Source organism: Clostridium bowmanii (assembly GCF_018861315.1).
Classification (GTDB): domain Bacteria; phylum Bacillota; class Clostridia; order Clostridiales; family Clostridiaceae; genus Clostridium_AD; species Clostridium_AD bowmanii.
This window is the reverse complement of the sequence record NZ_JAHLDL010000039.1, coordinates 16128-40165: the sequence shown is the minus strand read 5'-3', so window position 1 is coordinate 40165 and position 24038 is coordinate 16128. Positions and strand designations below refer to the sequence as shown.

The 24038-nt window shown below is 32.2% G+C and carries 21 protein-coding genes; 18 read left to right on the top strand and 3 right to left on the bottom strand.

Annotated elements, in window-relative coordinates; all coding sequences use genetic code 11:
- The first annotated feature begins 217 nt into the window (after nucleotides 1-217).
- The 16 genes from KPL51_RS19720 to KPL51_RS19645 all read left to right on the top strand — a co-directional run bounded on the left by KPL51_RS19720 (nucleotide 218) and on the right by KPL51_RS19645 (nucleotide 17439).
- The gene (locus tag KPL51_RS19720) at nucleotides 218-1027 is read left to right on the top strand and encodes a serine hydrolase (protein ID WP_216165449.1); all 810 of its coding nucleotides are present in this window, start codon (nucleotides 218-220) and stop codon (nucleotides 1025-1027) included.
- Nucleotides 1027-1605 carry a M15 family metallopeptidase gene (locus KPL51_RS19715; protein ID WP_216165446.1) on the top strand — a complete coding sequence of 193 codons (579 nt, stop codon included), beginning with the start codon at nucleotides 1027-1029 and terminating at the stop codon, nucleotides 1603-1605. Before KPL51_RS19720 ends, KPL51_RS19715 begins: the two co-directional genes overlap by 1 nt.
- Before the next feature lie 248 nt (nucleotides 1606-1853).
- Entirely contained in the window at nucleotides 1854-3707 is a 1854-nt protein-coding gene (locus KPL51_RS19710; RefSeq protein WP_216165442.1) for a peptide ABC transporter substrate-binding protein, read from the top strand.
- Nucleotides 3708-3788: 81 nt separating this feature from the next.
- A complete protein-coding gene (locus tag KPL51_RS19705) occupies nucleotides 3789-4733 on the top strand; it encodes an ABC transporter permease (RefSeq protein WP_216165438.1) in 945 nt (314 codons plus the stop codon).
- On the top strand, nucleotides 4730-5698 hold the full coding sequence (locus KPL51_RS19700; protein ID WP_216165435.1) for an ABC transporter permease: 969 nt from the start codon (nucleotides 4730-4732) through the stop codon (nucleotides 5696-5698). Before KPL51_RS19705 ends, KPL51_RS19700 begins: the two co-directional genes overlap by 4 nt.
- Before the next feature lie 69 nt (nucleotides 5699-5767).
- Nucleotides 5768-6868 carry an ABC transporter ATP-binding protein gene (locus KPL51_RS19695; protein ID WP_216165432.1) on the top strand — a complete coding sequence of 367 codons (1101 nt, stop codon included), beginning with the start codon at nucleotides 5768-5770 and terminating at the stop codon, nucleotides 6866-6868.
- 1 nt (nucleotide 6869) lies between these two features.
- Nucleotides 6870-7796 (top strand): ATP-binding cassette domain-containing protein, encoded by a 927-nt coding sequence (locus tag KPL51_RS19690; RefSeq protein ID WP_216165430.1) that lies wholly within the window; start codon nucleotides 6870-6872, stop codon nucleotides 7794-7796.
- Entirely contained in the window at nucleotides 7796-8728 is a 933-nt protein-coding gene (locus tag KPL51_RS19685) for a S66 peptidase family protein (RefSeq protein ID WP_216165427.1), read from the top strand. Before KPL51_RS19690 ends, KPL51_RS19685 begins: the two co-directional genes overlap by 1 nt.
- A gap of 189 nt (nucleotides 8729-8917) precedes the next feature.
- On the top strand, nucleotides 8918-9334 hold the full coding sequence (locus tag KPL51_RS19680; protein ID WP_216165425.1) for a hypothetical protein: 417 nt from the start codon (nucleotides 8918-8920) through the stop codon (nucleotides 9332-9334).
- A 24-nt stretch (nucleotides 9335-9358) separates the two neighbouring features.
- Nucleotides 9359-10156 carry a TspO-related membrane protein gene (locus KPL51_RS19675; protein ID WP_216165422.1) on the top strand — a complete coding sequence of 266 codons (798 nt, stop codon included), beginning with the start codon at nucleotides 9359-9361 and terminating at the stop codon, nucleotides 10154-10156.
- 215 nt (nucleotides 10157-10371) lie between these two features.
- On the top strand, nucleotides 10372-13182 hold the full coding sequence (locus KPL51_RS19670) for a sigma-54-dependent transcriptional regulator (protein WP_216165420.1): 2811 nt from the start codon (nucleotides 10372-10374) through the stop codon (nucleotides 13180-13182).
- A gap of 259 nt (nucleotides 13183-13441) precedes the next feature.
- Entirely contained in the window at nucleotides 13442-13915 is a 474-nt protein-coding gene (locus tag KPL51_RS19665) for a mannose/fructose/sorbose PTS transporter subunit IIB (protein ID WP_216165417.1), read from the top strand.
- Between the two features lie 98 nt (nucleotides 13916-14013).
- Entirely contained in the window at nucleotides 14014-14991 is a 978-nt protein-coding gene (locus KPL51_RS19660; protein WP_216165414.1) for a mannose/fructose/sorbose PTS transporter subunit IIA, read from the top strand.
- A 36-nt stretch (nucleotides 14992-15027) separates the two neighbouring features.
- Nucleotides 15028-15834: a PTS mannose/fructose/sorbose transporter subunit IIC gene (locus tag KPL51_RS19655; protein WP_216165411.1), complete on the top strand. Its 807-nt coding sequence runs from the start codon at nucleotides 15028-15030 to the stop codon at nucleotides 15832-15834.
- A 19-nt stretch (nucleotides 15835-15853) separates the two neighbouring features.
- Nucleotides 15854-16765 (top strand): PTS system mannose/fructose/sorbose family transporter subunit IID, encoded by a 912-nt coding sequence (locus KPL51_RS19650; protein WP_216165408.1) that lies wholly within the window; start codon nucleotides 15854-15856, stop codon nucleotides 16763-16765.
- 299 nt (nucleotides 16766-17064) lie between these two features.
- The gene (locus KPL51_RS19645; RefSeq protein ID WP_216165405.1) at nucleotides 17065-17439 is read left to right on the top strand and encodes a DUF956 family protein; all 375 of its coding nucleotides are present in this window, start codon (nucleotides 17065-17067) and stop codon (nucleotides 17437-17439) included.
- Between the two features lie 255 nt (nucleotides 17440-17694).
- Here the strand turns inward: KPL51_RS19645 and KPL51_RS19640 are convergent, their stop codons facing one another.
- On the bottom strand, nucleotides 17695-19116 hold the full coding sequence (locus KPL51_RS19640) for a lipopolysaccharide biosynthesis protein (RefSeq protein WP_216165402.1): 1422 nt from the start codon (nucleotides 19114-19116) through the stop codon (nucleotides 17695-17697).
- A 296-nt stretch (nucleotides 19117-19412) separates the two neighbouring features.
- Between KPL51_RS19640 and KPL51_RS19635 the strand changes: the two genes are divergently transcribed.
- Both KPL51_RS19635 and KPL51_RS19630 read left to right on the top strand, forming a co-directional pair.
- Nucleotides 19413-20351 (top strand): polysaccharide deacetylase family protein, encoded by a 939-nt coding sequence (locus tag KPL51_RS19635; protein ID WP_216165398.1) that lies wholly within the window; start codon nucleotides 19413-19415, stop codon nucleotides 20349-20351.
- A gap of 61 nt (nucleotides 20352-20412) precedes the next feature.
- On the top strand, nucleotides 20413-21129 hold the full coding sequence (locus KPL51_RS19630; RefSeq protein ID WP_224854565.1) for a tetratricopeptide repeat protein: 717 nt from the start codon (nucleotides 20413-20415) through the stop codon (nucleotides 21127-21129).
- A gap of 13 nt (nucleotides 21130-21142) precedes the next feature.
- Here the strand turns inward: KPL51_RS19630 and KPL51_RS19625 are convergent, their stop codons facing one another.
- Entirely contained in the window at nucleotides 21143-22240 is a 1098-nt protein-coding gene (locus KPL51_RS19625) for a CDP-glycerol glycerophosphotransferase family protein (protein ID WP_216165392.1), read from the bottom strand.
- A gap of 144 nt (nucleotides 22241-22384) precedes the next feature.
- A complete protein-coding gene (locus KPL51_RS19620; protein WP_216165389.1) occupies nucleotides 22385-23989 on the bottom strand; it encodes an N-acyl-D-amino-acid deacylase family protein in 1605 nt (534 codons plus the stop codon).
- Nucleotides 23990-24038 lie beyond the last annotated feature (49 nt).

The window sequence follows — 24038 nt, the reverse complement described above, 5'->3', positions numbered from 1 at the left end:
TAAAAGTTTGTAGTATTGTTGAAAATACAAGTAAAAAATACCCTAAAATTAAATATAGGGATTTTATAATATATTGTGCGGAGTATAAGTTGTAAATATTGTTAAAATTTGTGATATAATATTTTTAAGATATTTGTGAATTAATTAATTTCTTAATATTGATGTAGTTATTTCAATAATATAAACTATAAATAAGTAATTTTATGGAGGTGACACTGTGTTAAAAAGTATGATCTTAGACTTTATGAAAGACAAAAACCTAAAATATTCTATTATAATTAAGGATTTAAAATCTGATAAAATTTGCTCTATAAATGATAGAGAAGTGGTACCTTCAGCCTCCATAATAAAATTGTTTATTATGGCAAAGACTTTTCAACTTGTGAAAAATGGTGAGCTGAATTTAAATGATAGAATCTCTATTAATGAGAAGGAGAGGGTTCCCTACAGCATTATATATCTTCTTGATGATAAGAATACTTATACAATTCGCGACCTTATTACACTGATGATAATTCAAAGTGACAATACTGCAACAAATCAACTTATACAAATGATAGGAATAGAAAAGATAAATGAATTTATTGGGGAGCTAGGCTTTAAGGATACCATTTTAAAAAGAAAAATGATGGATTTGGATTCTAGAAAATTAGGAATAGATAATTATACTACGGCACGCGATGTGGCTAATCTTTTAGAACTTATGAACAAAGGGCAGTTAGTTAATGTGAATTACAGCGACATAATGCTTGATATAATGAAAATGCAACTGGACAATTCTATGATGAGGGTTAACCTTGATGAGAAAATTATTATAGCTCACAAAACTGGGAACCTTACTAATATAAATCACGATGTGGGCATAGTATATACAAAGCGGAAAAATTATATTTTTATCATGCTGACTTTTGATGCTACTGGTGATAATTATGCAAGAGATATAATAGGAAAAGTTTCTAGAATTTCTTATGAATACTTAATTTCGGGGAGTGCACAAAATGAAGATAATAACAGGAATTATTTGTAATGACCATTAAATATTTTAGGGAAGTAAATAATCTGGTTAATGTATCTGATATGGATAGTAGTTTTATTTTTGATTTAAAATATGCAACAACAGATAATTTTACTAAAACCGTAGTATATCCAGTAAATGTATGTGTTCTCCAGAGAGAAACAGCATTAAAATTAATAAATGCCAATGCTGAATTTAAAAAACTGGGATATAGAATAAAGATATGGGATGCTTATAGGCCAATGTATGTACAAAAGATATTTTGGGATCTTGTTTTCGATGAAAGATTTATTGCAAATCCTAACAAGAAGGGATCGAGACATAGCTCTGGTACTGCGGTTGATATAACTCTCGTTAATGAGTTTGGAAAAGAACTTAAAATGCCTTCGAATTTTGATGATTTCTCTGATAAGGCTTGCAGAAATTATGAAGGCATGAGTGAAGAAGAATTGAAAAATATTAATTTTTTAACTGGCATTATGGAAAAATATGAATTTATTACAATCGATACTGAATGGTGGCATTTTGAAGACTGTAACTATAGTGAATATAAAATTACTGATGTAGAATTTGAACTTTTTATTATGTAATGAGCAGCTAATGTTATTTGTGAGTTTAGTATTTTTCTAAACCTTATATTCAGAATTTGACAAAAAATGAAGGAATGCTTATAAAGATTATCAAATTTGCAAAAATCATATTGATTTAAGTGTAGATAATGTTTATAATGTTAGAAAGAATACTATTTGTAATTAAAAGCCATTAAAGTCCATTATTGTATAAGTCTATATCGAAAAGATTAAATCTGGTACACTATTAAAAATAAAGGGGGAAAAAAATGAAAAAAGGTATTTCATTAATGCTTACCGCTATGTTAAGTATTTCAATGCTATCCGGGTGTAAAAAAGCAGATACAAAGACAAGCACTACAGAGGTTAAGCAAGAGTATTCTACTGTATACTCTGGAGAACTTACTACACTAAATTATTTAGTTACGGCTAGCGAAAATGAATTTGCGGCAGCAGCGAATTTAGTGGATTGTTTAGTAGACTATGATAAATATGGTGTAGTAAAACCTTCTTTGGCAAAAGATTGGAGTGTATCTAGTGATGGACTTATTTGGACATTTAATTTGCGTGAAGGTGTTAAATGGGTAACTAATGATGGAAAAGAATATGCGCAGGTAGAGGCTCAAGATTTTGTAGATTCAATGAAATATGTACTTGATAAAAAAAATAATTCAGAAACAGCTAATATTGCTTATAGTGCTCTGAAAAATGGAGAAAAGTATTATAAGGGAGAAGTAAAAGATTTTTCGGAGGTTGGTGTTAAGGCAAAGAGTAAATATGTATTAGAGTATACCTTAGAATCAATTAAACCTTACTTTTTATCAATGCTTACTTATGTTTGTTTCATGCCAATTAACGGAAAATTTTTAGGAGAAGTTGGAGCTAAGTTTGGTACAGACAATAAGAATTTACTATATAATGGTGCCTATCTTTTGCAAACCTTTGAACCACAAAATTCTAGAGTGTTTGTTGCAAATGAAAATTATTGGGATAAAGAGAATGTGTTTATTAAGAAATTAACTTATAGCTATAATAAGGAAGCAACTACACTTTCACCAGAATTATTTTCAAGGGGACAAATTACTGATGCTATAATTCCTACGTCATCCATTGATGAATGGATGAAGGATGTGACTAAAAAAGAAACAGTACGACCTATTGCAACTACATTCTATTCATATTTTTATGCTTTCAATTTTCAACCAAAATTCGATGCAAAGTATGAACCTAAAAATTGGAAATTAGCTGTTAATAATTCGAATTTCCGTAAGTCACTTTTTAGTGCCTTAGATAAAAAAGCAGCCATGATGACTGCAGAACCTTATGAACCAGAAAGAAGATTAAGTAATACAATTACACCTAAAAATTTCATAGATATAAAGGGTGTAGATTATACTGCGTTAGGAACACTTGCAGCCACTTCCGCTAAAAGCAACTTTGATAGTGTTAAGGCCAAAGACTTTAAAACTAAAGCAATGGAAGAACTAAAAGGGAAAGTTACATTCCCAGTAAAAATAGTGATGCCATATAGTACGGCTTCTTCAGACTGGACTAATAGGGCACAGGTAATAGAACAGCAAATGGAGAAGCTACTAGGAGCAGATTACATTGATATAATTATATTGCCATATCCACCTACTGGATTCTTAAATGCAACAAGACGTGCTGGCAATTATTCGCTTATGGAATGTAACTGGGGACCAGATTATGCAGATCCACAAACTTATACAGATCCATTTACCTCAGAAAGTAATTATGGGTTCATCAATTTAGCTACTGAATATAAAGATGCGAGTGGTAAGGGCAAATATGAGAATATGGTTAATGCTGCAAAGGCAGAAGTTTTAAATACTGAAAAACGTTATAAGTTATTTTCAGAGGCAGAACAATTCTTAATTGATGAAGCTCTTGTTATACCTTATAGTTTAGGTGGTGGTGGTTTTATAGCTACACGGTTAGAGCCATTTACATCACCTTATTCACCATTTGGAGTTTCTGCGAATAAATTTAAAGGGCAAAAGATTATGGATAAAGCAATGAATACAGAGACGTATAAAAGTGGGTTTGAAACTTGGCAAACAGGACGAGCTACAGCACTTAAGGTAGCTGCCACTGCAAAATAAACAAAAATATTAGCAAGGATGGTTATTTTAACATCCTTGCTAATTACATATTATTAAAGGATAAATGGGGGGTGGAAGCGATTGTTAAAATATTCGTTAAAAAGATTGGGAAAATCTATAGTCACACTTTTTATTGTAATTACAATTGTTTTTTTATTCATGAGGTTAATGCCGGAAGAAGGATATTTTGGGCAGGGTTATGAAAAATTGGATTTAGTACAAAGAGAATCAATCTTGACGAATTTGGGATTAAGGGACCCTTGGTACCATCAACTCGGAAATTTTTACAAGGGTTTAGCTAAAGGTGATTTAGGCACTTCCATTACATATAGGCCTAAAGTTGCAGTTACTGAAATTATTAATTCTAAAATTTTCTACTCCTTATATTTTGGGCTAGGAGCTCTGGCAATTGCTCTTGTATCAGGCATTAGCTCTGGAATATTAATGGCTAGAAGCAAAAATAAATTTTGGGACAAGTTAGGCAATGGATATATTGTATTTATAAATGCGGTACCAGCTGCGGTTTATTATCTTTTTTTGCAGCTTTATGTGACAGATATATTTAAACTTCCAATACTATTTGATAAAGGTAACCCATTAAGCTTTATACTTCCTGTTTTATCTATGTCGCTTGGACCAACTGCTGGATATGCAATGTGGATGAGACGTTATATGGTAGATGAATTAAATAAGGATTATATAAAACTTGCTAGAGCTAAGGGACTTAGTAATAAAGTTATAATGAAAAAACATGTACTTAGAAATGCATTTGTTCCTATGGCTCAGTATTTACCAGCATCTATCTTATATACTTTAGTAGGATCTATATATATTGAATCGCTATACTCAATACCAGGTACTGGCGGATTACTTGTTGATACTATTCAAAGACAGGATAATCCTATAGTTCAAGCATTAGTTTTAATATATGCTTCGGTTGGTATTATTAGTCTTTTTCTAGGAGACATGCTTATGGCGGGTTTTGATCCACGTATTAATCTAGATAAGCAAGGAGGCACTAGATGAGTAATACGAAATTCGATAAGAGACTAAATGACATTGACCCTTCACTCTTTGATTTTGCAAACTATGATGAGAGTGGGGCAGAGAGGACTGGGTACTCTAATTATTCCTATTGGCAATCTACTTTCCAAGTGTTTTTAAAAAATAAAGTGGCTACAACCCTACTGATTATAATAACAGTTTTAATTACTTATACGGTGGTACAGCCATATTTACCAAATCAGAAATCACCTACTATGATCTATAATAACGTGAATACCGGCATTCAACTAAGAAATCAAGCACCAGATAGTGAGTTCTTGTTTGGTACTAATTCTATAGGGCAGGACCTTTGGTCTCGAATATGGAGTGGAACCAGGACCTCACTTTTAATAGGAATATTAGTGGGAGTATGGCAAGGAATTATTGGAATAACGGTTGGATGCTTATGGGGTTACGTTCGAGCATTAGATGGGATCATAACAGAGATTTATAATGTACTGGACAATATTCCGAATACAATTATTATGGTGTTATTGGCCTACATTTTGAGGCCTAGTATTCTCACTTTGGTGGTTGCTATGTGTCTTACAAATTGGTTAGGTATGGCTAGATTTGTACGTAACCAAATAATTATAATTCGTGATAGAGAATATAATTTAGCTTCAAGGTGTCTGGGGACTCCTATAAGTAGAATTATTACAAAAAATTTACTTCCGTATTTAGTTTCAGTAATTATGCTTCAATTAGCACTAGCTATTCCAATGGCTATAGGAGCCGAAGTGTTTCTAACCTACATTGGCCTAGGGCTGCCTTTAAACACACCTTCACTTGGAAATCTTATAAATGAGGGAAGAATTATAATGATGGTTCCTTCTTTAAGATATCAACTAATTTTTCCAGCAGTAGTCCTTTCAGTTATTACTATATCTTTCTATGTAATTGGTAATACTTTTGCAGATGCTTCTGATCCTAGAAATCACGTTTAGAGGCAACTTCCTTAAAATTCGAATCAAAATTAATATATCATATTCCTACTAGAAACAAGGAGGTTCAAAATGGAAGTTAAGTTAAAAAATATTGATGAGAATATAGTAGAAGATTATACTTCTGAAATTTATAAGGATAAAAAAATAGTTTTATCAGTTGTAAATTTAATTATTAAGTTTAGTTTAAGGGGGCGTACACTAACTGCTATTAGAGAAGCCTCTTTAGATCTATATCAAGGAGAGAGCCTAGCTATAGTTGGTGAGTCTGGTTCTGGAAAATCAGTTTTTGCTAAGTCATTTATAGGACTGCTTGATGGGAATGGATGGGTTGATTCCGGAAGTATTATGTATAAAAACGAGGACATAGGTAAATTCAAAAGTGAAAAGCCTTGGCTTAAAATTCGTGGAAAAGAAATCGCAATGGTATTTCAAGATCCTATGACTGCACTTAATCCTCTTAAAACTATTGGAAAACAAATTGTAGAAGCGGTGGAACTTCATCAAGGTCTTAGAGGTAAAATAGCTAAGAATATTGTGCTAGACATACTAAAAGATGTTGGAATATCTAGCCCTGAGGTTAGGTATAATCAATTTCCACATGAATTCTCAGGTGGAATGAGGCAAAGAGTAGTTATTGCTATTGCTATTGCTTGTCTTCCTAAAATACTTATCTGCGATGAACCTACCACAGCACTCGATGTCACAATTCAAGCTCAAATACTTCAACTCCTAAAGAATTTGCAAAACAAATATAAACTATCAATTATTTATATAACCCATGATTTGGGTGTGGTTGCGAAAGTTGCGGATAGAATTGCAGTTATGTATGGTGGCGATATAGTAGAGATTGGATGCGCAGAAGAAATTTTTTATAATGCAAAACATCCATATACATGGGCATTATTGTCCTCCCTTCCACAGCTTGGGGTAAAGGGGGAACCACTATATTCTATCAAGGGCACACCGCCAAATTTATTTAATGAAATCAAAGGGGATGCCTTTGCATCACGTAACCCTAAGGCATTAAAAATAGATTTTGTTTTAAGACCACCATATTTTACGATAAGTCCTACTCATAAAGCTAAAACCTGGCTATTGGATCCTAGATCGCCAAGTGTAGAACCACCTGAAGCACTTAAAGTGCTATTAGAGAAGTGGGGGAGTGATTAATATGAGGGACAAATCCAAGGAAATTTTATTAGAGGTGAAAAATCTCAGTGTTAGGTTTGGAAAAAAGAAAAAAGCATATACAGCTGTTGATGATGTTAGCTTCAATATATATAAAGGTGAAACTTTTGGGCTTGTGGGAGAATCTGGTTCTGGTAAAACTACTATTGGTAGGGCTATAGCTAGAATTAACGAGACAGCTGGGGGCGAAATATTTTTTAAAGGGAAAAAAATCAATGGTAAGATTAGTCGGGAGCTGGATAAAGAGGTAACTAGAAAGATTCAAATGATATTTCAAGATCCCATGGCCTCATTAAACGAAAGAGCTAAAGTAGATTATATAGTATCAGAGGGTTTATATAACTTAAAGAACTTTAAAAATGAAGAAGAGAGGAAAGTCAAAGTAGAAAAAGCACTACTTGATGTAGGTCTTCTTCCTGAATTTTCAAGTAGATTTCCTCATGAATTTTCTGGAGGTCAACGGCAACGTATTGGCATATCTAGAGCCTTAGTTATGGACCCTGAGCTTATTATTGCAGATGAGCCTATTTCTGCTTTAGATGTATCTATTCGTGCTCAGGTTTTAAATTTATTATCTAATCTGCAAAAGGAAAAAGGGTTAACTTATTTGCTTATTTCCCACGATTTATCAGTAGTACGTTTCACTACAGATAGATTAGCCATAATTCACAAAGGTAAAATAGTGGAACTTGCGGAAACAGAAAAATTATTTAATAATCCTGTTCATCCGTATACTCGTGCATTGCTTTCTGCAATTCCAATACCCGACCCTAGAATCGAAAGAAAAAGAGTTATAGAAGTTTATGATCCGAGGCCTGATGACTCTAATAATTATAAGAACACTTGGGTTGAAGTGGAAGCTGATCACTTTGTGCTTGTTAATGAGTCCTTAGAAAGGAGCATTTTGTAATGATTAAACCAAAAGCATTAAAAATAGGAGATACAATAGGACTTGTGGCACCATCAAGTGCTTTGAGGCAGGCTGATGGACTAGAAAAGTCCATTAGTGTTCTGGAGGAGCAAGGCTTTATTGTAGTGATAGGGGAAAGCTGTGGTAAAAAGTATGGATATCTGTCAGGCAGTGATGAATTGCGAGCTAAAGATATAAATAGAATGTTTGAGGATAACACTATTGATGCAGTTTTCTGCTTAAAAGGTGGGTACGGTACTCCAAGAATTCTTGACAAGCTAGACTATGATATGATTAAAGAAAATCCTAAGATTTTTATAGGTTATAGTGATATAACTGCAATTCATATAGTGTTAAATCAAAAATGTGACCTAATTACTTTTCATGGGCCTATGGCTGCATCAGATATGCTAGGGGATTTTGATGAATTCTCAAAGAAAAGCTATTTAAATGCAATAACCTCGATTAACCCTTTAGGTGAGATTGATAATCCAATAGGCTTTGAAATTAAATCAATGGTACCTGGAGTGGCCAGTGGGAAAATAGTAGGTGGAAATCTATCGCTAATTGCATCCACAATTGGAACTCCTTATGAAATAGATACTTTGGGGAAAATTCTATTTTTAGAAGATGTAGATGAATTTACTTACTCTGTAGATAGGATGCTTACTCAGCTTAGGCTTTCAGGTAAACTTGAAGATTGTGTGGGCATAATTTTAGGGAATTTCACAAATTGTTTGCCGCAATATGAGGACTTTGATCATACGTTGATGGAGGTATTTAATGATATTATCTTGAAAGCTAAAAAACCTACCATATATAATTTCATGGCAGGCCATTGCAGTCCTAAAATTACAATTCCTCTTGGAGCAGAAGTGCTGCTAGATGCGGATAGCTGCATACTTACAATTGCAGAAAGCGTTTTGCATTAAAAACAGCCTTACTAATATAAAATGCATCAGAAAATATTTCTGGTGCTTTTTGTATATATACATACAATTTGGAAGGTATTTCGAGATATTTGTAGAAGTAGATATATTATATTAATATATAAAGTTAAGTATATATAGGAACGACTAGAAGTTAATTACTTACACAGATTTATATGAGGGGGAATAAAAATGCTATCTAACTTCATTGAAAAAAAGATTACACTACACGATTTTAAAGTTTTAAACAAGAAGATATTAGAAGAGAAAGGGCGAATATTTATTAAGCAGGATAAGGGTAATTCTTCAAATAAAAGTCCTTATTTTACTTTTAATGTAGAGATATTCAACTGCTCTTTTAATTCAGATGGACTTAAATTTCTTATTCAAGGTGGTAATCCAGGCGTTTATATAGATATAGTATTTGATATTTTAAAAGGAGCTAGAGGACCTACTTTAAAAGCACAAGAATTTGATGTTAAGTTTATATTCAATGCAGATCCAGATTTTTTCGCATATACATTATACTTTGATGGCATGTGTATTACTTATAATATTGAACCGGATAAATTCAATAATATTTTAAATGATTTAAAGTCTAATGCTTAAAGAAAAGTAAAAGGAGTTGAAAAAATGAGGGAAAATAAAACAAAGATATCTATTAAAGTTTTTGTAGGGGTTACTTTCATAGTAATGGTTGCAATAAATGCGCTGGCTAATATTCTACCAATTAATGGACAAACAACAGGGGGAGTATCTGATTTTTATAAGAATCTATTTGCACCAGCAGGTATAACCTTTGCTATATGGGGTCTTATTTACTTTGAACTAGCAGCTTATACAATTTATCAAGCTGGTTTATTTCAAAATAACAAAAGTAAAAGTTCAGTAGATTTATTAGAAAAAATTGGAGTGTATTTTTCAATTTCCTCCATTGCAAATTCAATATGGATATTTTCATGGCACTACCGCTACATTCTATTGTCAACCTTGTTAATGGTTGTTATCCTTGTGTGTTTAATTATCATTAATCAGATTATAAAAAGAGAGAACCTTTCATTTAAAGAGAAATTCTTTATAAAGTTTCCCTTTAGTATTTACTTTGGATGGATTACTGTGGCGACAATCGCTAATGTAACCACTCTTCTCGTGAGTTTAGGTTGGGATGGATTGGGAATATCAGAACCTATTTGGACAGTAATTATTATATCTGTGGGGTTAATTATTGGAATTACTACAATACTTAAAAATAGAGATATCGCCTATGGATTTGTTCTCATATGGGCATATGCAGGTATTTTGATTAAACACGTATCCCCATCCGGATTTTCTAACCAATACATGGAAGTGATTACAACTGTGATAGTATCAATTGTGTTGTTGATGATTGCTGAAATTTACATTTTTTCAAAGAATAGAATGACAATTTAAAAAGAGGATAAATATATGAATCAAATATATTTATCCTTTTCTAATATACTTCACAGTGTCTTTTTCACTATTAGAAAATTAGTTAACGATGTAGTAAAAGGAAAGAAGTAGAAAATATATAAAAATGATACACTATCTAAAAGTGTATTAAATAGTGTATTATAGTAGTTAGAGCATATGAAAAAATAATTTAATGTATAAACGAGGTGGAACTTATGAAAAGAATCGATAAGATATATAGTTACATGGCCCAGCAATCTAAAGAATATCTTCTAAAAGATATTAAGGCAGGGCGAGGGTTTAGTGCGGGGGTAATAGCAGAAAGCCTCGATATGATGAGAAACAATGTAAGTCTTGAGCTAAACAATCTGCTTAGAGCTGACAAGATAATAAAGATAAAAGGTAGGCCAGTACTATTTTTGGATAGAGAAATAGTAGAGAAACTTTTAGGATTTAAGCTGCAAACTGGTCCTTTAGAAGTAGAAAATTTTAATAAATTCATAGCTGATGATAAAACAGAAGAGGCAGAAAAGAACCCTTTTGATAGCCTTATAGGATATAATACCAGTTTAAGAACACATATTGAGCAAGCTAAAGCAGCCGTTCTTTACCCACCTAATGGGCTTAACACACTTATAGTAGGACCTACAGGTGTGGGTAAAACACTGTTTGCTAATATGATGTATAAATATGCTGTGTATGTTAAAAGATTAGAAGAAAGGTCTCCCTTTGTGTTATTTAATTGTGCAGACTATTATAATAATCCCCAACTTCTATTATCACATATGTTTGGTCATATAAAAGGTGCATTTACAGGAGCGGATTCTGAAAAAGAAGGCCTTGTAGCCAAGGCTAATGGTGGGATACTATTCCTTGATGAAATTCATAGACTTCCGCCTGAAGGACAGGAAATGATATTTTATTTCATAGATACGGGAACTTACGGTAAACTCGGCGAAACAGAAAGAAACAGAAAATCTACTGTACGTATTATAGGAGCAACCACAGAGGATCCTGCATCTTCACTTTTAAAGACCTTTGTAAGAAGAATTCCTATAGTTATATCCCTCCCTAATTTAGAAGAACGGCCTGGCAAAGATAAGTTAGATATAGTAAAATTTCTCCTAGCAAATGAAGCTCATAGAGTAAACAAGCAAATAAAGGTAGAGGGGGAAGCTGTAAAGGCAATTATAGGAAGTGCTTCCTATGGAAATATTGGTCAGATGAAATCTAATATACAATTAGTCTGTGCTAATGGTTTTTTAAATAGCATAAATAATAAAGATTTCATTGAGATAGATTTTAAATCTTTACCATCAGATATAAAAAATGGCATATTTTCATTAAGTAGCAAGAAAATGGAGGAGGAGGAGCTATCCCAATACTTCGATAATCAGATGGTAGTGATGCCACAGGGTTTTAGGGTTCTCATAGAAGAAGATTCCTCTGAGCCAACCTTTAATTTATATAAAATAATTGAAGACAAGGCAGCTATTTTAAAAGATGAAGGTGCAGATGACGAATATATAAAAAAATTTATAACAACGGATATCAATATTCACCTTAAATGCTTTTATAAAAAGGGAAAGAATATTGCTCAAGATAGAGAAAAGATACTGAAGTTAGTAAATGAGGATACACTTCAATTTGCGGAGGAAGTTAAAGTGCTTGTAGAAGTAGAGTTAAACAGAAAGTTTAGTGAAAGATTTCTATATGCTTTTAGCCTTCACATCAGTGCATTCTTAAAAAGGATAGAGAGTAGAAGAAGTCTAAAATATACCAATATAAAGAATACAATTAATGATAAACAACAAGAATTTAAAATATCACTTAAAATAAAAGATCTTATTGAGAAAAAATATAATATAGTAGTACCTGATATGGAGGTGATTTACTTAACACTTCTTATTAGCTCAGTGCAAGAAGAACAAAACAATCAAAGAGTAGCTGTGATAGTGGCTCTACATGGCAGTAGTACGGCCAGCTCAATGGTTAATGTTGCAAAGAAACTCTTAGGAGAAGGAGTTGTAGAGAGTGTAGATATGCCCCTTGATGTAGGCCCACAAAGGGTGCTTAATGATATAATAGAAAAGGTAAATGAAATTGATATGGGACGGGGAGTACTACTGCTTGTGGACATGGGATCATTAACAAGCTTCGATTCTATTATAACTGAAAAAACAGGTATAAGAGTAAAAACTGTTGATATGACATCAACACCATTAGTACTTGAAGCAGTTAGAAAGGCAAATATGCTTGATATGGATTTAGACACTTTATATGATTCTTTAAAAGACTTTAAGGGATATGGTACTTATAGTAAAGATTCAAGAGACTTAGTGCATCAAAAGAATAAAGCTATAATAACCATTTGTTCTACAGGTGAAGGTACCGCGAAAAAACTTAAAGAATTAGTTAATAACATAGTAATTAATATAACAAGAGATGAAATAATCATTATCCCAATAGGTGTAACAAATATTAAAGCTGAGTTAAAGGAATTAATGAATCAATACACTATTTTAGTAACGGTAGGGATTATGGACCCCAAAATAGATGCACCATTTATATCAATAGAGAAACTTATTGGCGGTGATGGTGAAAAACGTATTATTGACATAATACAAAAGAATAATATACCTACAGATATAAAAGAAGAAAATATAGTGGTTAAAGAACTTTGCGAAGATAGCTTAACTGAATTTTTAACATTCCTAAATCCACATAAGATTATTAGTGTATTAATGAATTTTATAAGTGTATTAGAAAAAGAAATGGATAAGAATTTTATTAACTCCTTTAAAATTAAATTGATGATCCATGTAGGTTGTGCCTTAGAGAGAATGGTAATAAAGGAAACACTCATTTATGGTGGAGACAGTGGTGAAATAGATGCTATAGTCTTAAAATATGTTGAGGAAGCTGCTCTCAAATTTAAAGAAGCACTTAATATTAGACTAACAGAGGACGAAATATATTATATTTGCGAAATTTTTACAGAACAATACAATGAACTTGCAGAATAAAACAAGGAACTTGAAGAATAATATACTGATACACTTCTCTTTTGATACACTTTTTCATTAGCGAAAAATTAAAATTAGTATTAAAACTATATAATAAGTGTATCAATATAAAAAAATGAAAAAGAATTTTAAGTAAAAAATGGCCATTTTAAAAGATTTAACACAAACTCAAAAAAATAATACACTATTTTGGCACGGCAATTGCTATATATAAATGTGACAACTTAGGTGAAATTGCTGATAAGGGGGGTAATTTATAATGAATATAGTGCTTGCAAGAATTGATGACAGATTAATACATGGTCAAGTAGCAACAATTTGGTCAAAATACACAAAATGTCAAAGGATACTAGTATGTAATGATGATGTAATAAAGGATCCAATTAGAAAGACACTTTTAGAGCAAGTTGCACCTCCAGGAGTTAAATCAAGTGTTGTAGGAATTGATGAGGCAATAAGAGCTTATAATATTCCGAAATACCAAGATGATAGAGTGCTATTTTTATTCACTAATCCAACTGATGTTTTAAGAATGGTTGAAGGTGGAGTAGCCATAAAGAGTGTAAATATTGGTGGTATGTCATTTAAAGCGGGAAAGAAACAAATAACTAGTGTAATATCAGTAGATGATACAGATGTTGAAGCCTTCAAAAAATTAAATGAAAAAGGCATTGAATTAGAAATAAGAAAAATTTCTTCAGATTCAAAAGTAGATTTAATGTCAAAACTATAAGATTGAAATATTTCATAATTATTAATTTTGGTTACAGGTTTTTCAAAACTTTTATATAAATTTTACTGTAATAAATAAAAAAATAGGAGGTATAAAAGATGGTAGGAATTATTCTTGCTAGTCACGGAGAATTTGCTAAAGGCATCTTGCAATCTGGCGCGATGATTTTTGGAGAACAAGAAAACGTGCAAGCTGTTACGTTGATGCCTAGTGAAGGCCCTGATGATCTTAAAGCAAAAATGAAAGATGCAATCGCATCCTTTGACAACCAAGATGAGGTTTTATTCTTAGTTGATCTTTGGGGCGGCACTCCGTTCAACCAAGCTAATGGTCTATTTGAAGAACACAAAGACAAATGGGCTATCGTAGCTGGTATGAATCTACCAATGGTTATTGAAGCTTATGCTTCACGTTCTTCAATGGAATCCGCACAGGAACTTGCGGCTTATATCTTAAAACCAGCTAAACAAGGAGTTAAAGTTAAGCCTGAAGAATTAGAACCAGAAGATGTTGGTAAATCTTCAGAGGCGACCGCAGGGCAAGCGAATTTAGGTACACCTGGATCATTTGAATATGTTTTAGCTCGTATTGATTCCCGTTTACTGCATGGTCAAGTTGCGACTGCTTGGTCAAAAAGTGTGTTACCGACCCGTATTATTGTGGTGTCAGATGCAGTATCCAAAGATGAGCTTCGTAGTAAATTGATTACGCAAGCTGCTCCACCGGGTGTTAAGGCTCACGTTATTCCAATTAAACAAATGATTAAACTTGCAAAAAATGATCAACAGTTTGGCGGACAACGTGCATTGCTTCTTTTTGAAAATCCACAAGATGTACTTAGAGTGGTAGAAGGTGGAGTACCACTGAAGACAATTAATGTTGGATCTATGGCTCATGCTATAGGTAAAGTTCAACCAAATAAAGTACTTGCTTTCAATCAAGACGATATTGATACCTTCGATAAGCTTAAACAAGCTGGACTTACTTTTGATGTTCGTAAAGTTCCAAATGATTCAAAAGGAAATATGGCCGAAATTCTTAAAAAAGCACAAGCGGAATTAAATAAACTAAAATAATCTAACGAGTTAGATAAAAAAGGAGGATTAATAATCATGGATCTAAATGTTGTTCAAATCATATTAGTCGTTTTAGTGGCATTTCTAGCTGGTATGGAAGGTATCTTGGATCAATTCCAATTCCACCAACCAGTAATTGCTTGTACGTTAATCGGCTTAGTTACAGGTAACTTATTGCCATGCCTAATCTTAGGTGGTACTCTTCAAATGATTGCTCTAGGTTGGGCAAACATAGGCGCTGCCGTAGCACCAGATACAGCGCTTGCATCTGTTGCATCTGCAATTATTCTAGTTCTTGGTGGCCAAGGCACCGCAGGAGTTCCAGCAGCTTATGCTATTGCTGTTCCTCTAGCAGTTGCAGGGTTATTATTAACAATTCTTTGTCGTACGATTGCTACAGTGTTTGTACATTTCATGGATGCTGCTGCTAAGCAAGGAGATTTCAGAAAAGTTGAAATGTGGCATATCATTGCTATTTGTATGCAAGGTGTACGTATTGCAATTCCAGCAGCTCTTATCTTAGCAGTTGGTGCTGGTCCGATTAGTAGAGCACTTAACCTTATGCCTACTTGGTTAACAGGTGGACTCGCAATCGGTGGTGGAATGGTGGTAGCTGTTGGTTATGCAATGGTAATCAACATGATGGCTACAAAAGAAGTATGGCCATTCTTTGCAATTGGTTTTGTACTTGCAACTATTTCACAAATTACACTTATCGGACTAGGGGCAATCGGTGTATGTGTGGCTCTTATTTACTTGAAGCTTACTAAACAAGGCGGCTCAGGTAATGGTGGAAGCTCAAATACTGGTGATCCATTAGGCGATATTATAGACACTTACTAAGAAGGGAGAGGACACGAAAATGGCAAATAAAATAACATTAACAAAAAAAGATCGTATTTCTGTTTGGTGGCGTTCAACTTTCCTTCAAGGTTCTTGGAACTACGAAAGAATGCAAAACGGTGGCTGGGCATACGCATTAATTCCCGCAATCAAAAAATTATATAAGACTAAAGAAGATCGTGCAGCTGCACTCAAACGTCACTTGGAGTTCTTTAACACTCACCCATATGTAGCTTCACCAGTCATTGGTGTAACATTAGCCTTAGAGGAAGACCGTGCAAATGGTTTGCCAATCGATGACATAACTATTCAAGGTGTTAAAGTTGGTATGATGGGACCTTTAGCGGGCGTAGGTGATCCAGTTTTCTGGTTTACTGTTAGGCCAATTTTAGGGGCATTAGCTGGCGCGCTTGCTATGGCTGGTAACATACTTGGACCAATTATCTTTTTCCTCGCTTGGAATGCTATCCGTATGTCATTTACGTGGTATACACAAGAATTTGGTTACAAAGCAGGCTCTCGTATTACCGATGACGTATCAGGTAATTTACTACAAGATGTTACAAAAGGAGCATCCATCCTTGGTATGTTCATTTTGGGATCATTAGTTAACCGATGGGTATCCGTTTCATTTACACCTATAGTATCAACCGTTAAGTTAGCTAAGGGTGCATTCATTGATTGGACCAAAATTCCTGCTGGAGCAGAAGGTATTAAACAAGCACTGCTACAACAAGGAAGTGGTTTGTCATTAACTTCTGATAAGGTTACAACACTACAAAATAACTTGGATTCTTTAATTCCTGGAATTGCAGGATTAGGACTTACATTACTTTGTATGTGGTTGCTTAAGAAGAAAATATCTCCAATTGCAATTATTTTTGGACTATTCGCAGTCGGGATTGGTTTCCACTTAATCGGTTTAATGTAATATTTCAACTCGAGCCTGGGCTTTTAGCCTGGGTTTTTTTATTACTGAGAGCATTAAAGAAAGTTATTTAGTACTTAAGAACCCCATGCATTTATGCGTGGGAGTTTCAGATTGTATGTTAATATTGCATCTCCTCAGGATATGATTTAATTTTATGTTTAGTAAAACTGTTTTTGACGGTTGTGCCTTGCACCACTTGATTATTTCATCTTAAGAAGGTATATTATAAATTATAGGCAATAAGTAAAATAATTAATAGAAATTAATAAAAAACATATAATAGAAGAGAGGTAAATAGTATGGTTCAATCACTCAATACAAAGGTGGATCTAGTAATTGAGGCAACAGCCTTAACGGGTTTTACTGAATATGGGAAAATTATGATCGGCGACAAAGGTTTTGAGTTTTATAATTCTCGTGATTCTCGCAAATATATTCAAATTCCTTGGGAAGATGTTGAAAATGTCATTGCGTCCGTATTGCTAAAAGGAAAGTGGATTCCACGATATGCGATCCAAACGAAGAAAAATGGTAACTATATTTTTTCTTCTAAAGAACCCAAAAAAGTACTTCGTGCTATTCGAAAATATGTTGAGCCAAATCATATGGTTAATTCGTTAAGTTTTTTTGATGTTGTAAAGCGAGCGATGCAATCGAGATTTAAGAAGAAATGATATTAAAGAATTATATGAATCAAATAAGCGGATATAAAAAATATATGACTTTTTACATTGTGGAATGCGATGCTAGCACTGAAAAGAAAGAGGAGTGCTTAAACTAAAACCGGCCCAATCATGGGGATATTATCCACGATGTGGCCGGTTTTTATGTATGTCGGATGTACACTTAAAAAAAGTGTTTGAATTACAGGTGCTTTTTTTTAGTGAATGACAAACTTCCTGCTGGAGCAAACGGTATTAAAGGTTTTACTATATTTTCTTGCCAAATTTACTAGATATAAATGATTTAACTACATTAATTATGTTTAAAAGACAAACTCTATTTACAAATAGAAGAAGTAATACAATAACTAAATTAATAAATACATTATTAATTGTAATGCTGCAGAATGAGAGTATTATCATTAAAATTGTATTATATAAATATAATTTTAAATCAAACTTAAACCATAATCTTCGGGATATTAGTGTTCTCATCCAGAAAAATATTATATAAGAAATTCCTGTTGATATAGATGCTCCAACTGATCCAAGTTTAGGAACTAATAATAAATTCCCTACATAGTTACTTAATGCAGCAACTAAGGATATTATTATATTAAAATATGTTTTTCTAGAAAAAGAAATTCCTAAAGTTGTAGTTTCAGATATTGTGTACATAATTGGGAAAAGCAATAAAAACGGAACACTTTTTGCAGCGGTAATATAATTTGAAGAAAGTAATCTTATTATTACATCTTTAAAGAGTACAATAAATGAAAATACAACAACCATTGCTGCTAAAATTGTGTCACTAACTTGAACATATTTATCATTTGAAACTTTTTCTTTATGCCACCTTAATGCTGTGGGAACCCAAAATGTACAAAATGCACTTTGTATAATTCCTAAAACGGCTACTATTTTAAAAGCAGCTGAATAGATTCCAATTTCATTAAATGTAGACCATTGCCTAAGTGCAATCCTATCCATAGAACTAAATAACCAACCAATTACTGTCGCTGGTACTAGAGGTATACCATATTTGAATAATTTTACAAGCAATTTTTTATCAAGTGTAAATTTAACTTTCCAAACATGTTTTACAAAATAGCTTTCTACTACACAGATTATAATCAAACTTATAAAAGTTGCATTTATGATGCCTTTAAAACTACTATCAATAAATATTAAATATGGAATTAATACCACTATATTTAATAGTTTATTTAAGATATTAAAAAAAGAATATACTTTAGCTTTTTCTTCCATTCTTAATACCAGTAAATTAAATCGATCTATTATTGCAAAAGGTAAGGATAGTGCTAATATAATTATTATATACTTTTCTACGCTATCAAACATTAGCATGGATGTCTGTTTATAAAAAATCACATAAAGAAAAGCCAATATAATAGAGAAGATTAAGGGGAAAATCAAAGAATTCCAGAATAAATTATTTTTATTTTCACTCTCGCTATATTCTCTTACAAAAGCTTGATCTAATCCTAAAAAAACAAACATTGAACTTAAAGTATAACCCATAGTATACATAGCTGCTTTTCCAAAGTCATCAGGCGAAACAAAGTAAGTTGTAACAGGTACCGTAATAAATGCCAAAACAGCAGCCACTATGGGGCCAACTGAAAATCCAAATAAGCTCTTTAAAAATTTTTTCGAATCTTGTTCCATTCAATTCACTACTTTCATATTTATTTATTTTATTTTTATTTACAATACAATTGGTTATAAGCTCTTTTATTATATCCTTTTTTCTAAGCTTATGCACTATTTGTATAATAATTATGATGAACATTGTATAAACAATGCGAAATTCTGCATTAACCAGTATAAATTAATTTAAAACTATTAAAAATATATATTATATAAAGCAATTTGTACTATATTTAATGTCGAAAAATTGTTATTATATATAGTATAGGTATGATGGGCTCATATTAAGAATAAATAGTGAAAAGGGGAATATTATGAATTTAAATAAGAAATCATTTATAATAATTATATTAGTTCTGCTTATAGGAAGTGTAGGCCTAATTTATAAAGTTGCTAGGTTAATAAATCATAGCGAAATAAATAATAGTGAAATAAATAATATAAATGCACTAAATGAAAAAAAAACACCTAAAGTAAATAGTGAAGATGAAAAATCAACACCTAAACAAACAATCGAACTGGGCATAGATGATAGTTCGAAAATTGAAAAAAAAGTTGTTGAGGTTGTACCTATTTTTCATGTGCATAATAGTAAAATACCAATATTAATGTATCATTCTATTAGTTATGAAAAAGGGAATACAGCAAGAATTCCAAAAGAGAAATTCAAGGAGCAAATGAAATATCTTAAAGATAATAAGTATACAACATTAACAGTAGATGAGCTTTATAGTTATATGCAAACAGGTAAATTAGTACCTATCAAACCAATAGTTATAACTTTCGATGATGGATATAAGGATAACTACACTAATGCATATCCTATACTAAAGGAATTTGGATTAAAAGCCACTGTGTTTGTAATTACTAATACAATAGATACTGAAAAAAATTATTTAACATCTAATGAAATAAGATCCATGGATTCAAACAATATGAGAATTGCAAGTCACACAACTGCACATGAACAATTAGATAAGATATCCTATAGTGATAATGTAAAAACAATGACAGCTTCAAAAGCTAAATTAGAAAAGATATTGGGCAGGAACATAAATTATTTTGCATATCCTTATGGGGTGAACAATGATAGTACAAGAAAAGCTGCTAAAGAATCAGGTTATAAATTAGCTTTTTCAACGCAGTATGGCTGGATAGATAAGGATGACAATATTTATTCATTAGGGAGAATTTTTGTAAGTTCTAATTTGAATTTAGAACAGTTTAAAGCAAAATTGAATCCCAAAAAATAATATTTATAGTGCGGTTACATCTGATAAATTATAATCTTTGACAAAGGGAATAGGTGGGAATGTGAAATCAAAATCAATTAAATTAAAACTGTTAACTTTTGCTGTTTTGTCTATTATAGCAGTGGTAATAATAGTGGACGTGGGAAAGAATAACAATAATAAAGAAAACAAAAATATTAATGTAACAAATAATAATACTGAGATAAAAATCATTGAAAGTAAAGTAACCAAAATAGAACAATCAAAAGGAATGGAAATTAAAAAACAGCAAGATATAAAACAAAGACAAGCGAATTTAGAAAAGATGTGGAAAATAGGATATGATGAATTTTTTGCAAAACAATACGAGAAAGCTATTGAAACGGAAAAGAAAGTCATAGTGGAAGACCCTAACTTTTATAAAGCCTATGCTGTATTAGGAATTTCGTTAGCTTACAATGGAGATTTTATAAACGGTATGAAGCAAATTGATGAATCTTTAAAACTTAAACCTGATTATGGGTATGCAACATTCAATAAAGCACTAGCTAATGAATTATTTGGACATTATGATGAAGCTATTAAATGGTATAAAAAAGATTTAGAATTGGAAAATTTCGAATGGAGTTATTATGGTATAGCTAGTATCTATGGAAGGAAAGGGGATAGGAGCAATACTATAAAGTATTTGACACTAGCCATTGATATTAACCCCAATATTAAAAATGCAGCAAAAGGTGAAGAGGATTTTGATAATGTACGCCAAAGTACGGAATTTAAGAAATTAATAGGGGAATAGAAAAACCATGAGTTTAAATTAACTTATGGTTTTCCTTTTTACCTGCAAGAGCTAATATTAAACCCCACACTCGTTTGCAACTATCCCCATCTAAGTACTGATAGAAGTTCTTTTGAGCATTTTTTCTAATATCTATATATTGATCTTGGTTCTTAGTTTCATTTATATAATTTATTAAATCATCGATGTTCTGAAGTTTAGGACCTGGTGTATCTATATATTTGCTGAAATCTATAGCAAGCCCTCTTTCGTTTTCATACTGCAGCCTATCGTAGGGCAAAAAACAAATAGGTCTATCTAATACTAAGTAATCTACATAAATAGAACTATAATCAGTAAGCAACATATCAGTAATGGCCAGTACCTTTTGAGTTGATATTTCTTCATCAAAATTAATTGTTAATATATTACTCATATCCACAAAAATTTTGTCATCTATTAGCCTCTCTAAAGGGTGGGGGCGATAAATCATTTTCCAATTATTCTCTCCCATAAACTTGTCAAATCTTATCCAGTCATCTTTGGTTATTGGAAAATCTTTTTCTATTTTAAAACCTCTCCAAGTTGGACAAAATAATATAATGTTTGTATCTTTAGTATTATGTTTCAGATCAAAGTTTTCCCTGCAAGTATTAATATATTCCTTGTCGAATAACATATCATTTCTTGGTAATCCTAGTGGCATATAATTTGGGAGAGGATACTTATCTAATTCAGTAGATCTCAAAAAATATGTGCTATCTCTTTCAGACAGGGTTACAACATTTTTTATTTTAGTTCTAATACCCTTATAAAGATCCATTTCTCGTTTAATGTTAAGTTCACTATTTCCCGGTGTCTTTTTAGTGCCATAACCATGACTCATAAAAACACCATCTTGAGCTTTTGAAAAAACACTAGTTGTATAATCAGAAACAACAACAGAATAATTTTTAAGCATTTGACTAGCTCTTAGCTTATAGTATAGAAATTTATTGTGTTTATACTTATGGAAACTGCTATATTCTACAATGATATCAGTACGAGTTTTTTTTATATTTTCCTCATAGTAACTATATAGTGCTTTTATATTATCTTCAGTTTGAGATGTTAATAAGATTCTCTTTTTCAAAGCTATTCTCTCCTTAAATTTTCAAGTATATTCTTTATAATGCCATGTGTTTTCCTTACAATTTAGTATACCATAATACCTTTATATAAGTGTTAATGTTTTATGAAACTTGTACTGTGAGCATATAACACTACTTTTGCAGAACTATACTTTTCTATAGACTTTTCCATGTTTGCTCTTACATACTATGCAATCTCTTACTGCAACCTTACCATTTAATACAACAAATTTAATTCCAACAGGAGCTTTAGTTGGATTAAAGTAATCCTCAAAACCTTTAATTTCTTTTAAATTAAATATAGTTATATCAGCAGTCTTGCCAACAGCTAGCTCTCCTATATCACTAAGACCTAAAGTTTTTGCAGGCAAATATGACATCTTATATATAGCATTCGGAAGAGAAAGAATCTTTTTATCTCTCACAAATTTACCTATAAAAAGGGGGAAGTTCCCATAGAGCCTTGGATGTGGATTTCCAGCTGGTATGCTATCTGAGCCGACCATTTGAAGTGGATGCTTTATTAGTTTAAATGTATCCTCTTCCGAAAATACATTTAGGGTTACTATTGCTACTCCAAACTGTTCTGCTATAAGCAGTTCTATTGCAAAATCTACAGCATCAATACCTAAATCACTAGCAATCTGACCTACAGTCTTCCCAAGGTATTTTAAATTTTTCTTCTCTTTTACTGAAGTTATAAGTATGCCATACCAACCTGTAATTAAGCTATAATTGTCCCAGCCTTTATAGTGAGTTTTGATGCTTATAAGTTCTGCTTTAAGCTTTAAGATCATATTTTTATCTTGAAGTCTTTTGACCATTTCGGCGCTACCTCCAGCTGTAATCCAAGGTGGTAAAAGCTGAGTCATAAGGGTACTTCCTGATAAATATAAATGCTCATCAAAAGTTATTTTAACTCCCTGCGTTACTGCGTTATCTATATAATTCATAAGCCTTTCTGCATCACAGCCCAACTCCTTAGAGTTATAAGACCTCATGTGTGAAATATGAAGATTTACCTTAGACTGCTTCGCTATATAAATTATTTCTTCTAGTGCATTTGTTATAGTATCATCATGATTTCTAAGATGAACCATAACAATTCCATCATACTTTGCTATAACTGTGCAAATAGCTATTAACTCATCTTTTGTGCTGAAAATACCAGGTATATATTGAAGCCCTAGAGACATGCCAAAAGCACCAGACATCATAGCATTCTCCGCTATACTACACATTGCGTTAATTTCCTTTTTAGTTGATATTCTACTGTCAAAGCCCATAACACTTGTCTTAATTGCTCCATGTGAAATAAGAATTGTAAAATTATTTTTGAGGCCTTTTGAAGTTATTTGATGTATATAATCATCAACATCAGAAAACTCCCAGTTAAAACTAGGATCACCAACTACTCCTCTTATATAGTTTTTCCATATACTATTTTCACCTTCAATGCAAGGAATAACACCAAGTCCGCATTGGCCTACAAACTCCGTGGTTACACCTTGCATTAATTTTAAATTTTGAATAGATTCATCCATAAAGGGTACTAAATCATTATGGCTGTGCACATCAATAAACCCTGGACAAACTACTAGTCCAGAAGCATCAATAATTTCTAGCGCTGGTTCATCGATATTACTTTCTATTTTTGTCATTTTTCCATCTTTTATTCCTAAACACCCTTGATAAGAAGTGATACCTGTTCCGTCTACTATACAACCGTTTTTTATTATTATGTCTAACATCTTAATTCATCCCCTTGCTTACAATATAATACTTTAGAGATTTTTATGC

Coding starts and splice junctions, on each gene's coding strand:
- KPL51_RS19715 (WP_216165446.1), top strand. CDS start 1,027: ATGACCATTAAATATTTTAGGGAAGTAAATAATCTGGTTAATGTATCT.
- KPL51_RS19710 (WP_216165442.1), top strand. CDS start 1,854: ATGAAAAAAGGTATTTCATTAATGCTTACCGCTATGTTAAGTATTTCA.
- KPL51_RS19700 (WP_216165435.1), top strand. CDS start 4,730: ATGAGTAATACGAAATTCGATAAGAGACTAAATGACATTGACCCTTCA.
- KPL51_RS19695 (WP_216165432.1), top strand. CDS start 5,768: ATGGAAGTTAAGTTAAAAAATATTGATGAGAATATAGTAGAAGATTAT.
- KPL51_RS19690 (WP_216165430.1), top strand. CDS start 6,870: ATGAGGGACAAATCCAAGGAAATTTTATTAGAGGTGAAAAATCTCAGT.
- KPL51_RS19685 (WP_216165427.1), top strand. CDS start 7,796: ATGATTAAACCAAAAGCATTAAAAATAGGAGATACAATAGGACTTGTG.
- KPL51_RS19680 (WP_216165425.1), top strand. CDS start 8,918: ATGCTATCTAACTTCATTGAAAAAAAGATTACACTACACGATTTTAAA.
- KPL51_RS19675 (WP_216165422.1), top strand. CDS start 9,359: ATGAGGGAAAATAAAACAAAGATATCTATTAAAGTTTTTGTAGGGGTT.
- KPL51_RS19670 (WP_216165420.1), top strand. CDS start 10,372: ATGAAAAGAATCGATAAGATATATAGTTACATGGCCCAGCAATCTAAA.
- KPL51_RS19665 (WP_216165417.1), top strand. CDS start 13,442: ATGAATATAGTGCTTGCAAGAATTGATGACAGATTAATACATGGTCAA.
- KPL51_RS19660 (WP_216165414.1), top strand. CDS start 14,014: ATGGTAGGAATTATTCTTGCTAGTCACGGAGAATTTGCTAAAGGCATC.
- KPL51_RS19655 (WP_216165411.1), top strand. CDS start 15,028: ATGGATCTAAATGTTGTTCAAATCATATTAGTCGTTTTAGTGGCATTT.
- KPL51_RS19650 (WP_216165408.1), top strand. CDS start 15,854: ATGGCAAATAAAATAACATTAACAAAAAAAGATCGTATTTCTGTTTGG.
- KPL51_RS19645 (WP_216165405.1), top strand. CDS start 17,065: ATGGTTCAATCACTCAATACAAAGGTGGATCTAGTAATTGAGGCAACA.
- KPL51_RS19640 (WP_216165402.1), bottom strand. CDS start 19,116: ATGGAACAAGATTCGAAAAAATTTTTAAAGAGCTTATTTGGATTTTCA.
- KPL51_RS19635 (WP_216165398.1), top strand. CDS start 19,413: ATGAATTTAAATAAGAAATCATTTATAATAATTATATTAGTTCTGCTT.
- KPL51_RS19620 (WP_216165389.1), bottom strand. CDS start 23,989: ATGTTAGACATAATAATAAAAAACGGTTGTATAGTAGACGGAACAGGT.